The sequence below is a fragment of the Acidiferrobacterales bacterium genome, from assembly GCA_028820695.1.
In the GTDB taxonomy this organism is placed as follows: Bacteria; Pseudomonadota; Gammaproteobacteria; order Arenicellales; family JAJDZL01; genus JAJDZL01.
In genome coordinates this window covers 1-12,048 of record JAPPIB010000030.1, presented here as the reverse complement: position 1 = coordinate 12,048, position 12,048 = coordinate 1, and the positions used below count along the sequence as shown (strand labels likewise).

Here is a 12,048-nt window from a genome sequence, read left to right as displayed (position 1 = left end):
CGTATTTAACTCAATTTGAACACGAAATGAACTTATCTGAACAGAGAATGAACTGTACTTGAACACAAAATGAACTTTTATCTGAACATTTGTGAATTTTCAGCAACAAGCGTAGTTCAACTCAGTGTCTAAGTTACCGTTTATTTAATGATCAATCACCTCCTTATGTCAAGTGTTATTTGTCTCGATTTGAGTGTGGAAAACTGTGTCTGGCAACCTTGTGAAGAAACCCGGAGGGGAGTGCGCAGCACTCTGACTCCCCGCAGGGAATTTTTCCCAAGGTTGGTAATACAGTTATTCACACGGAACTGAGGCTTTGAGCCTCGCTCATACCTGATCTGCTTTTAGTTTTCGCATAGACTCGCCTTTTATCTCTATGCGATGGGCGTTGTGTATCAACCGATCTAAAATAGCGTCTGCAAGTGTTGCATCGCCGATCGAGTTGTACCACTGATCTACTGGCAGTTGACTGATCACGCACGTTGAAGTACTTCCATAGCGTGCATCCATCAATTCCATCAGGTCATGACGGTCAGCTGAGCCAAGCGGTTTCAGCCCCCAGTCGTCAATGATAACCAGTGCCACTTTCCCCAAACGCTGCATAAATTTAGGGAATAATCGTTAATAGTCGCCAACCTCGCGCTGCGAGAACATCATCGTTTGAAGAAACAAAATAAGTCTGTTTTCAATATTATCATGCACTTATGATTTTAGTTTCTAAAAAGCCCGCAACACACCGGTAGCCGTGTTATTATCACGAAAGGAACAAGATGAAATTGACGCTCCACTCAGAGGCCGAATTGTCGTCGGTGGTTCGAACCCCGATAAAAAGTTTTTTTTCGTTCTGTTGTTCCGTATTCTCACTGGTGGCACGTTGAAGTGACCCCGCTTAATAGATTGAAAATAAATGCTATGACAGAATGTTTGGAGCGTCAATCTCATCTGTTCCTTAATAGGAGTTAAGATTCCCTTGTATGGATTTGAAGGGTCGACATCCCCGTATAGAAGATCAAAATATTTGAAAGTTAAGTTGTAAACAGCTTGATTCGAATCTGCAAGGGTTGTTCCAACGGCTACACGATCGGTATCCGAATAATCTTCTGGATTTGTCGGTTCGGCACTGCCTCTGTCCTTAAAAATTCCTTTCGTGTTGTATACAGTATCAAATTCAATCGTATCATTGTCGCTAGGCATCACCACACCGCCCTTTGAAGGGTCTGGATTATTCTTTGCCGAGTACAAACCTGGATCACGGAATGGTACCCACGGAGAATCAAACGAATCTCCATAATAGTAACCGTTCTGGAATATGGAATCTGTATATGTTCGTAGGGTTAGCTGAGTGGCTGGAAATCGCATTCCTCCTAGTTCAGCAACACGTCGCCCCCAATTGTGAGTGTTTTGGGAATTTGGCATCACACTTGACGTAGTCAACTTTCCGTCTGGGTACCATCCTGCACCACCGGGACTGAGTTCCCCGTTACCTCCAAAGTCCCAACTGAAAATTCGCCCGTATGGACGGGCATGCATTTTGCCAGAAGAATCGCTCTGTGTCTGAACTTCGTAATACACTGGTTTCAGACCAAGTTTCATCAACTCGAATCCAGCAGACAATCCTGAAGCACCTGCGCCTACGATCGCAACTGGCATACCGAGATATGCCTCAGGCACCTCGATAGTTTCGCTGAAATTTTCAGGCATGCCCTTTGACCCGAATGTTCCTCCTGTCGCATTTTCCACTAGCTCTGGGAAGTTCCAATCGAACAAATTTACTGCTTTTGCAACAGGGTCATTCACCAAAGGCGTTTGATCATCCGGCAACCTGTTCCGATAAAAAAGGTCTGCCTCAGATTTTGCAATAAATTTCCATAATGAGTCTGCTTGCGCTGACTTGGCAATGAATCCAAGTTTTGTAGTTGCCGCTGTAACAACAGCCAAACAGGATGCCGTCAAAAACTCCCTGCGATCAATAAATGTTTTTCTGACATTACTATTTCCCAAAAAATTATCGATTTTGACTAAGTCATGAAAAAATGCTGAGTTCCTTTGAATTGAGTTCCTTTTTGGTCAAACGTGGTGCTCAACCAAATTAGTGTGCCTATACTGGCTTTGCCAGTTTAGACCAGACACTCTCGAATAGCCTCCATGTTTGCGCTTCTTTCGGCCCGAGCATTAAGCGCATCTTCCATATTCACGTTAACGAACTGGGTTGGCATATTTGGTTGCAACTGTCCGATTAAGTCCATGTCAGCTGAGATTACTGTGCCGATCATAAAGTAGCCGCCGCCGGATACCGCATCGCGATGCAACACGATTGGTTCTGTGCCGCCAGGTACTTGAATCGAACCATACGGATAACAACCATCAACAATATTAGACGGGTCTGAACCAGCTCCAAATGGTTGCTTTCGTTCATTGAACTCTAAACTTCGCCCATTCTTGAATCTGTACCCTATGCGATCGGCCTCCGAAGCCACAATCCAGACATCTTCAAAGAATGTTGACTTCGATTCATCTGTAATGCGATGCCAATACAGACCAGGCAACATCCGTAATTCAGCAGTAGAGGCAAGTTCGCGTCTTAGCCGTTTCGGAACTGTCCTTCCCTCTTTAACGATACCCGAACTTGTACCGATGGCTACCTCATCTCCTGCTTGAAGATTCCGGCCATTGAAGCCTCCCAACGCTCCCAAACTGTAGGTTGAACGACTGCCAAGTACAATCGGAACATCAATGCCGCCAGAGATCGCAATATAGGCGCGAGCCCCGGATTTCAAGTACCCGAAACTCAGTACTTGTCCAGACTTTACAGAGAACGAAGTCCAGGTTTCTTTCGTTTCCCCGTCCACAGTTGGAGGAATCTCGGCACCGGTAACAGAAACCACTGCATCACGAGTGAATTCCACCTCAGGCCCCATAAAAACACACTCTAAAACAGCGGCATCCTCTGGATTACCCACCAGTAAATTCGCAGATCGCACGGCCACCCGATCCATACCACCGGATATAGGAATACCCAAGTGATAATAGCCGGGACGCCCCAAATCCTGTACCGAAGTAGCTAAACCGGGAGAGATGAATTTAATTCCCATGAAGTAACTCCTTAATTCGCTCGTTGTACTGATCAATATCTTTTTGAAAATCCGCCAGAGAAAATTCAAAATTGCAAATTTGCGGCTCGAATCTTCCTGCCTCTACAGCCTCTACCTGCGCATCGTATTCTGCCCGGCCAATAGGTTTGAACTTCACTATGTCGCCAGGACTAAAGAACACCATGAAATCTTGCAAGTAACTGATTTGCTGATTTGGATCGAATATGGGCATCGGAGTAATTCCGAACATCTGGTAACCCCCCGCTCCCCTCACCGAATAAATGCAGGCGAAACACCCGCCATAACCAACGGTTAACTTCGGTGTATCTGTTCTGGGACGAAGGTATTTCGGCACTTCAATTTGTCTTTCTCTTTCGACCATTTGATACATGAATGGCAGTCCGGCGACAAAACCAACCATGGTTACAAACCATGGAGACGCTGAATGTGCCTCAATGAATGTATCAACTGAATCAAAACCATTGATCTTGGCAGCATATTCAAGATCAGTGCCATCAGGATCCTGATGCCGTTCCCGAAAACGCATCAAGGTTTCATTTGTCCAAGGGTCTCTGTAGTAGACTGGAACTTCGACGACACGAGTACTGATTTTGGCTTCTGCATTTTCTGCCTCCCCCTCGATTTTCTGTAATTCAGTCAACATATCCTGCGGCTTGATTAGGTCGGGATTGAATTTAACTTGGTATGAGGCATTGGCTGGACAAACCTCTTGCACCCCGTTTATTTGACTGTCCCTCACAGCTGTTGTCACAGAAAGACTCTTGAAGAATGCCTCCAATGACATCTCTTCCCCGACTTCAGCGAAAATGTGATCATCCCCGCCAAACGAGTACCTTGTTTTCATTGTCACTCATCCCCCATTGCAGTAAGTTGTGTCATTGATTGATCAAGCCAGGCATCAAGAAACTGAATATGCATCTCGCCATTTCTTATTTCCCAATCGTCTACAAGTGCTTGATGCAATAGTTTGGTTGTCGATATTCCCTCTATTTCCAACTCGTTTAGAGCAACCTTCATCCGCTGCAAGGCTTGCTCTCTGGAATCGTCCCAGACTATCAGCTTCCCAACCAACGAGTCGTAATAAGGTGGTATCTGGCAACCCGAAAAAAGCATGGAGTCAAATCGCACTCCAGGGCCTCCTGGAAGATTGAGGACAGCAACTGTCCCCGGACTCGGCATAAAACCTTTGACAGGATCTTCGGCATTGATGCGGCACTCAATCGAATGGCCATTCAGAACAATGTCTTCCTGATTCAAATGTAAGCGTCCGCTATCAGCAACCAGAATAGACTCTCGAATCAAATCAACTGCGGTAATGCACTCTGTCACAGGATGCTCAACTTGAATTCGAGTATTCATTTCAAGAAAATAGAATTTTTCCTTTTCGACGTCATAAAGAAACTCCATCGTGCCAGCGCTGCGATAACCTACGCTCTCGGAAAACGCTACAGCCGATTGACACAGCTTTTCTCGAATTTCAGTTGAGAGGACAGAAGCTGGAGCTTCTTCCCAAATTTTCTGACGATTCCTCTGCAAAGAGCACTCTCGATCATAAAAATGAACAGTCCTTGAACCATCGCCAATGACTTGAACTTCTATATGCCTTGCATTCTCAATGTACGCTTCAACGTAGATTCCGTTATCTCCAAATGCAGATTGTGCTTCAATAGCCGCTTGTGGGGCCAGTCGGCAGAATTCATCTTCATCCCTTGCGATGCGAATACCCCTTCCTCCGCCACCGGCAGCAGCTTTAATCAACACTGGAAACTCTAGATTACTGTCAATCACATCAAGAGGATGATTTGCACTAACCCTGCCAGAACTGCCAGGTACGGTCGGAAGTCCAGCAGCATTTGCGGCCGATCTCGCTGCTACCTTATCTGCCAAATGCCTGATCGTGTTTCCGCGCGGTCCTACAAAAATTAAGCCAGCCGCTTCAACAGCATCTGCGAAATCTCCGTTTTCTGCAAGAAATCCGTATCCTGGGTGCACTGCGTCTGCCTTAGTTTTTTTCGCACCTGCCAGAACTGCTTCGATATTCAAATAGGATTTCGCCGCTGGCGGTTTTCCAATCAGTACAGCTTCATCGGCATAACGAACAGCAAGCGAATCGACATCAGCTTCGCTGTATGCCTGAATGGTATGGATACCCATACTTCTGGCGCTACGAATTATTCGTACCGCGATTTCCCCCCTGTTTGCAATAAACAGCCGCTTGATTGCCATAGCCTTGACTTCAGTCTCAATTCACATCAGCAATCGGCTGTCCAGCCATAACTGCATCTTCATCGTCCACCAGAAATTTTGAAATTTTCCCATCGTGGTCAGATTTCACTTCATGAAACGATTTCATTACCTCAATTAATCCGATTGTCTCTCCTACAGCGACGGTATCACCTTCCTCCTTGTAAAAATGTTGGTCCGGCGACGGTCGCCGATAGAAGGTTCCTGGTAATTGCGAGATAATTTGCTTTGTTGACATAATTTGACCCTCAAATCGATCTATATTCCGATTACTGGTTTGCCTCGGAGGTGTAGAGGTCTACAATCTCCCGTACTGCTACTGCCACATCAACAGCGTTCGGAGTGTCTGAGTGTACGCAGATGCAGTCGCTTCCTACTTCTACAGACTTGCCATTGACTGATTCAGTGGTTCCCTCTTCTATGGCTCGCCGACAGCGCTCGGCAGCAACCTTCGGATCCACTGGATCGTGCTCTCGAGTAATAATTAAATTTCCACTGTCGTCATACTCAAGATCAGCGTAATACTCCGCTAGGAACTGCATTCCGCGAGCCTTGTAAACCCTTTCATGAACCGTGTTTTTCATGCCAAGCAGGGGAACTCCAAATGGTTCAGCTGCATCACAGATCGCATGCGCGACAGATTCATCACGCGCAGCCATGCCATAGAGCGCTCCGTGAGGCTTGATGTGATTTAGCTTCATGTTCTCCCGACCCAAAAATCCGTTCAGTGCACCAATCTGATAAATGATGATATTGGTGAGCTCATCACGTTCGATTGTCATGGCTCGTCTTCCGAATCCCTGCCGATCCGGCAGTGAAGGATGCGCACCTACTTGAACTTCGTTTTGCTTTGCAAGTTCAACGGTTTTACGCATGTGATTTGGGTCTGATCCATGAAATCCACATGCAACATTAGCCAAGTTAATAAGAGGCATAAGTTTTTCGTCCTCTCCCATCTTGTATATGCCGTAGCTTTCACCCATATCACAATTGACTAGAACTGACATCTTCTTCCTCCGCTGATTTACTTTTGTTGCTGATTAAATATTTACGAAACCGCTGTTCAGCCCTGCATGCCAGCAATAACTCGAAGGCGAAACTGATCAGCCACTACCGCAAAAATCAGTAATAGCCCGATGACTACGATCTGAAGATAAGACTCAATGCGTGCTAAATTCATGCCGTTTTGAACGAGACCGATAAACAATGCACCTAGCACGACGTTTTCCAATCTTCCAATGCCACCACGCAGACTCACTCCTGCTATCACGCAGGCAGCAATCGACTCTAACGGCATTGTTGCACCGATATTCGCCTCGCCCGTATCAAGGCGTGCAGTAAGAAGTATTCCAGCAATTGCGGTCATAAAGCCGCAGCAAACGTAGGCAAGAAAGAGAGTTAATCTGGTATTAATTCCAGACAAGCGTGCAGCCTTGATATTTCCACCTACTGCATAAAAATATCGACCTATTCGAGTCCAGTTCACTACGAAGAACAGAACCAAAACAACAATCGCCGCAACCAATACAGGAGTTGGGGTCCCATAAACGGACCCAAAACCGAATATGTCTCCAAACTCTATCGGCATTCCATAGACCGGGGTTCCACCAGTCATATACAGTGCAGCGCCAAACCCCACAGATGCCATACCAAGACTCATCATGAATGGAGAAACATTGAATACAGCAACTCCGATGCCATTGACAACTCCGATCAGGGTCCCTGCGAACACTCCCACTAAAATCCCAATCATAATCACCAACCCAATCGACTCCGGCATCGCTACAAATGCAGCTGCCATTACCGTCGCACCTACGACTGATGTAACCGCTAGAATTGTTCCGACAGACAAATCGAAACCTCCGGTTAGCAATGCAAACATTTGCCCGACAGCAACCAGTGTAAGGTAAGTTGATTGCCGAATCACATTGAGGAAATTACGTCCTGATAGAAAGTTATCTGAAAGAATTGTGAAAACGATTACAGCGATCAACAACAAAAATGGCAAAACGCCAAGACGCACAAATGCAACTTTCAATATTCGGCCACAAACCGAAAATATCTTCATGCTTCCACGTCCTTTCACGTTTCGTTCTCCAGTTTCAATTGACATCTTTAGGGCTAAAGCAGTTGCGCAATACACTTTCCTGATTAATCTCACGCCCTCGCAACTCAGCAGAAACTGATCCCTGGCGCATCACATAAACACGGTGGGTCATGTGCAATATTTCTGGTAAATCCGACGAAATAAGCAACACCGCAGCGCCATCCTTGCACAACCCTGCAATAAACTGATAAATCGCAACTCTTGTTCCTACATCTACACCCACAGTCGGTTCATCAAATACAAATAGTTTCACTTTTCGTGTCAAGCTTTTTGCGAGCAAAATCTTTTGCTGATTACCACCAGAAAAATGTTCTACCAGTTGCTCGATGTTGCCAGGCTGAACATTAAGCTGTTTCGCAAGCTGCTTTGCATGAATGGCTTCTTTGCGACGTCGAAGTATTTGACCCTGCGAGAACATTGCAGTCGAAAGTGCTGCGATTGTCAAATTTTCTCGGGCATTTCTCGTCATCATCAATCCTTCTTCGCGACGGTCTGAAGTTATGTAGAACAAACCTCGGTCCAGCATCCGTCGCGGCGTTGGCTTATCGATAGTCGCACCGTTCAAAACAATCTTTCCGGCACCGATTCTACTCAGCCCAAAGCAAGCTCGAGCCACTTCCGACTTCCCTGATCCTACTAGACCGGCCATTCCGACAATTTCGCCCTGAGCAAGTTGCATTGATACGCCTCCCACCCTGCCATCGGTAGTCGACAAATCCTTCACTTCCAGCACGGTATTGGACGGTTGGAACTTTAATTCGGGGAAGATTTGGTCAATCACCCGCCCGGTCATTAGCTGCATCAGTTGATTTTCCGAAGTTCCTGCATCAACTGTTGCGATCGTTTTCCCGTCTCGCAATACTGTGATGCGATCTCCAATCCTGCGTATTTCGTTAATCCGATGGGTGATGTATATGATGCCTGCACCCTGTACTTTGAGTTTTTCAATCAGAGCAAATAACTGCTCAGCTTCTTGATTCGTCAAGGACGCTGTTGGTTCATCAAGAATAAGAACTGTCGAATCTGATCGAAATGACTTGGCTATCTCAATCATTTGCTGCTCAGCTCGGGAAAGGAAAGATACCTGTTTTGCAGGATCAATCGAGAAACCAAGTCGGTTCAGCACGTCCCGTGCTTTTTGTCGATTTTGGGACCGGTCCAAAAAACCGTAACGTGTGTTCTCGGCCCCGAGAAACAAATTTTCCTCCACGGTAAGCTGCGGTACCAGTGAAAACTCCTGAAAAACGGTACTGATGCCAAGGGCACGCGCATGGTGGACAGAGAACGTTTCGATTGGAGTGCCGTGAAACTCGACTCTCCCTGCATCAGGACGATGAGCACCTGATACTATTGATATCAATGTACTCTTGCCAGCGCCGTTTTCTCCAAAAAGTACGTGAACTTCGCCAGGAAGCAAACTGAAATTCACCTCTTCCAGTGCCAAAGTACCTGAGAAGTACTTTGTTATTCCCTTTAACTCCAAAAGAGGTGGTCTCCCTTTATCCGGAAGACCACCTTCATTCCTGGTTGTTTCAGCTGACGTTGCCAAATCAATCAAATTTCGATCAATTCACTGTGAATTTGGGCTTGAAGTCGTCCGGAGCAAGTGATGATGAACGATCAAATGTATTGATGTTGTTTGAGTCAATTACATATAGAGCGGGTCCAACATGTTGCTCATAAGATTTGCCCTCAAGAATTCTGACTGCCTGGTCGATAGCAATACGTCCTTGAATGACTGCCGAATCCGTTGGCGCTGCCAGAACCTGACCTCGTTGAATCCCACGAAATACTCCAGGTGTGAAGTAGTAGGCAAGCAACTTGATTTGGTCCGATAGTCCTCTGGACCGCAAAAGGCTGATAGAAGCCTCTACCGTCGGGGACGTGCCGACAATGTACTGAACATCCGGATTTGCCTCAAGAACGTCTTCGACCAATTTCAACTGCACTTCCTTGCCAGTATCACCATACTTGGTGTCCACCACTTCAATATCTGAGCCACTCACGGCTTCTTGAAAGCCTGCATTTCCAGCTTCTACCCAGCCAGCACCAGGAGGTCCCGGAAACCATGCCACTTGGACTTTGCCCGAACCGGCAGGATGCAGGTTCGCAATATACTCTCCGGCTTTGTATCCCATCTCACCGAATGAAACCAACGACTTTGCAGACAATTCCGATGACGACATTCCATTGATGACATCAATAACAGGAATCCCTTTGCCTCGAATTTCACTGACCAGATTGTTCATACCGTCGAAAGAAATCGCACCAATGACAACAGCGTCTGCGCCACGTGCGACGCAGTCTTCAATTTGGGAAATCTGGGTGTTCAGATTCGTGTAGCCGCCTGCTTCCACCAGTTGCATCTTGACACCGAGTCTTTCTGACTCAGCTACGACGCCATAGTCGACGGCAAGCCAGTAGGCATCTTTCATGTGCGGAAAAGATACGCATATATCCCATGCTTTTTCCGCTTTTTCCAGCGGTTGGTAATCCACGGTTGTTCGAGGACTAGCCATATCAAAAGGCGGGTTCCAAACCTCGACCGGATACGGATACCAATTCTCAGCGAATGCGCTGCTTCCGCCAAAGAGTCCAACCGCAACTGCAATTGACAGTATCTTTTTCATTTTCATAATCTCCTCACCTAACTTCTGATGAATTCCACTGATTCGCTAACTCAATGATCGATGTTTTTGTCAATCAGACTAGCGATTCAGCCTCGGCTTCCAGTCTCTCAAAAACGACTGAACTGGAAAGTCAATTCGGTTTATATGAAATTGGTTCAGTATTGTAAAATAGAATATTCTGCATAGAATTATCAGAAAAACAGATGAATATAACATTTCGAAAAATACGTTATTTCATAGCAGTTGCGGATTCAGGAAAAATATCTTCTGCGGCAACCAACTTAAACATTTCCCAATCAGCAGTCAGCGCTGCAATCATGTCACTAGAGGAAGAAATTGGGGCGCCTTTATTTCAGCGGCAGTCCGGTGGTGTGCAGTTGACCTACGAAGGTTATCAGTTTTTAAGCCATGCACAGAACATTCTAGCGGCTGTTTCCGAAGCCACGCGTGGGCTTCGACTTTCTGGAAGAACTTTACAGGGGAAGGTAAAGGTAGGATTGACATATACGGTTTCAGGCTATTTCATTCCCCAGATTCTGACGCGTTTCAGCCGATCATTTCCCGAAGTGGTTGTGCAGATGCACGAGTGGCATAGAGATGACATTGAGTCCAAGATTGCCAATGGAGAAATCGATATCGCTGTTATTCTGGTATCAAACTTGCGGAATACGGAAGAAATTGATTCCAAAGTTCTGCTGAGGTCTCGCAGACGACTGTGGCTGTGGGCAGATCATCCGCTGTTGAATGTCGACCCAATAGGATTCTCTGAGGTTTCGGAACAACCGTACATCATGCTTACTGTTGACGAGGCTGAAAATTCAGCCATGAGATATTGGTCATCAACAGGGTTCACACCCAATGTTGTATTCAAGACAACTTCGGTTGAGGCTGTCCGGAGCATGGTGGCTACGGGGATGGGGGTAACAATACTCTCCGACATGGTGTATCGCCCTTGGTCCTTGGAGGGACAACACGTGGAAGTGAAAAATGTGGTCGGACCTGTTGAATCAATGGATGTCGGACTAATCTGGAATAAAAATCTTGAAATGAATCCGCCGGCGAAAGCCTTTTTCGATTATCTCAGCCTGACATTCTCCGATGCTGGATTAGGCTGGCATCAGCAATAGAGCGCACCTGCAGTTCAGGTCCGATCAAATCGGTGGCGGTTGCGGTCAGTTTGCCTAAGCGATTATTTTTTGGGAATAATCGTTAATAGTTGACAAAGACGGCTTTTTGAAATTACTTTCTGACGTAGAAAGAGCAAGTGGGAAGTAAATTTCATGCACAAGAACAAGCGAGATTGAAAGCGGGTCAGCCTTTACGAGTTTCTGGAACAGTTTGCGACTCAGTCCGATGCGATGAAACACATTGAGGCGCTGCGCTGGAAAGATGGCCGCGTCTGTCCGCGCTGTGAATCGAGACAGACCACTGAAGCCAGTCATAAGACCATGCCCTACTGGTGCAGGGCCTGCCGCAAGTATTTCAGCGTCAAGACCGGAACGCTGATGGAAGGCAGCAACATCACGTATCGGAAATGGCTGATGGGCATCTATCTGCTGTCAACGTCACTGAAAGGGGTTTCGAGTTACAAGCTGGCCAACGACACCGGCATGCACCAGTCGAATGCCTGGTTCATGGCGCACCGCATCAGAGCTGCCTGGGCGAACAATGCATCTGAGCTTTTTGGCTGTCAGGTGGAAGTGGACGAAACCTATCTCGGTGGCTGGGAGAAGAACAAGCATAAAGACAGAAAGCTCAACGCCGGGCGAGGGACGGTGGGCAAAACTGCGGTGGTTGGCATCAAAGAACGCGGCAGCAGGCAGATCAAATCATTCAGGGTGGCTGACACCAAGGCCATCACGCTGCACCGGATTGTCTGTGACAGCGTTTCACAAGGATCAACGGTCTATACTGATGATGCGACCGCCTACGAAGGACTTCAGCAGCATGGCTA

12 protein-coding genes are annotated in these 12,048 nt (G+C 46.6%); 2 read left to right on the top strand and 10 right to left on the bottom strand.

Features of this window, described 5'->3' with window-relative positions; translation table 11 throughout:
- Positions 1-327: 327 nt before the first annotated feature.
- From OXI60_04420 to torT, 10 genes are all read right to left on the bottom strand, one after another.
- Positions 328-603 carry an ATP-binding protein gene (locus tag OXI60_04420; GenBank protein ID MDE0309062.1) on the bottom strand — a complete coding sequence of 92 codons (276 nt, stop codon included), beginning with the start codon at positions 601-603 and terminating at the stop codon, positions 328-330.
- Between the two features lie 114 nt (positions 604-717).
- A complete protein-coding gene (locus tag OXI60_04415; GenBank protein MDE0309061.1) occupies positions 718-2,001 on the bottom strand; it encodes an NAD(P)/FAD-dependent oxidoreductase in 1,284 nt (427 codons plus the stop codon).
- Positions 2,002-2,117: 116 nt separating this feature from the next.
- Entirely contained in the window at positions 2,118-3,092 is a 975-nt protein-coding gene (locus tag OXI60_04410) for a biotin-dependent carboxyltransferase family protein (protein MDE0309060.1), read from the bottom strand.
- Positions 3,082-3,957, bottom strand: coding sequence for a carboxyltransferase domain-containing protein (locus tag OXI60_04405; protein ID MDE0309059.1), 876 nt, complete (start codon positions 3,955-3,957; stop codon positions 3,082-3,084). The genes OXI60_04410 and OXI60_04405 overlap by 11 nt, the downstream gene beginning before the upstream one ends.
- 2 nt (positions 3,958-3,959) lie before the next feature.
- Positions 3,960-5,339 (bottom strand): acetyl-CoA carboxylase biotin carboxylase subunit, encoded by a 1,380-nt coding sequence (locus OXI60_04400; GenBank protein MDE0309058.1) that lies wholly within the window; start codon positions 5,337-5,339, stop codon positions 3,960-3,962.
- Positions 5,340-5,355: 16 nt separating this feature from the next.
- Positions 5,356-5,595 carry an acetyl-CoA carboxylase gene (locus OXI60_04395; GenBank protein MDE0309057.1) on the bottom strand — a complete coding sequence of 80 codons (240 nt, stop codon included), beginning with the start codon at positions 5,593-5,595 and terminating at the stop codon, positions 5,356-5,358.
- 31 nt (positions 5,596-5,626) lie between these two features.
- Entirely contained in the window at positions 5,627-6,364 is a 738-nt protein-coding gene (locus OXI60_04390) for a LamB/YcsF family protein (GenBank protein MDE0309056.1), read from the bottom strand.
- Positions 6,365-6,420: 56 nt separating this feature from the next.
- A complete protein-coding gene (locus OXI60_04385; protein ID MDE0309055.1) occupies positions 6,421-7,443 on the bottom strand; it encodes an ABC transporter permease in 1,023 nt (340 codons plus the stop codon).
- Between the two features lie 16 nt (positions 7,444-7,459).
- Positions 7,460-9,022 (bottom strand): sugar ABC transporter ATP-binding protein, encoded by a 1,563-nt coding sequence (locus OXI60_04380; protein MDE0309054.1) that lies wholly within the window; start codon positions 9,020-9,022, stop codon positions 7,460-7,462.
- Between the two features lie 7 nt (positions 9,023-9,029).
- Positions 9,030-10,094: a TMAO reductase system periplasmic protein TorT gene (gene torT / locus OXI60_04375; GenBank protein ID MDE0309053.1), complete on the bottom strand. Its 1,065-nt coding sequence runs from the start codon at positions 10,092-10,094 to the stop codon at positions 9,030-9,032.
- Between the two features lie 203 nt (positions 10,095-10,297).
- Here torT and OXI60_04370 point away from each other — a divergent pair, with 203 nt between their 5' ends.
- On the top strand, positions 10,298-11,221 hold the full coding sequence (locus OXI60_04370; protein ID MDE0309052.1) for a LysR substrate-binding domain-containing protein: 924 nt from the start codon (positions 10,298-10,300) through the stop codon (positions 11,219-11,221).
- Positions 11,222-11,452: 231 nt separating this feature from the next.
- On the top strand, positions 11,453-12,048 hold a 596-nt coding region (locus OXI60_04365), incomplete at its 3' end, for an IS1595 family transposase (protein MDE0309051.1).

Coding starts and splice junctions, on each gene's coding strand:
- OXI60_04410 (MDE0309060.1), bottom strand. CDS start 3,092: ATGGGAATTAAATTCATCTCTCCCGGTTTAGCTACTTCGGTACAGGAT.
- torT (MDE0309053.1), bottom strand. CDS start 10,094: ATGAAAAAGATACTGTCAATTGCAGTTGCGGTTGGACTCTTTGGCGGA.
- OXI60_04395 (MDE0309057.1), bottom strand. CDS start 5,595: ATGTCAACAAAGCAAATTATCTCGCAATTACCAGGAACCTTCTATCGG.
- OXI60_04405 (MDE0309059.1), bottom strand. CDS start 3,957: ATGAAAACAAGGTACTCGTTTGGCGGGGATGATCACATTTTCGCTGAA.
- OXI60_04390 (MDE0309056.1), bottom strand. CDS start 6,364: ATGTCAGTTCTAGTCAATTGTGATATGGGTGAAAGCTACGGCATATAC.
- OXI60_04400 (MDE0309058.1), bottom strand. CDS start 5,339: ATGGCAATCAAGCGGCTGTTTATTGCAAACAGGGGGGAAATCGCGGTA.
- OXI60_04420 (MDE0309062.1), bottom strand. CDS start 603: ATGCAGCGTTTGGGGAAAGTGGCACTGGTTATCATTGACGACTGGGGG.
- OXI60_04370 (MDE0309052.1), top strand. CDS start 10,298: ATGAATATAACATTTCGAAAAATACGTTATTTCATAGCAGTTGCGGAT.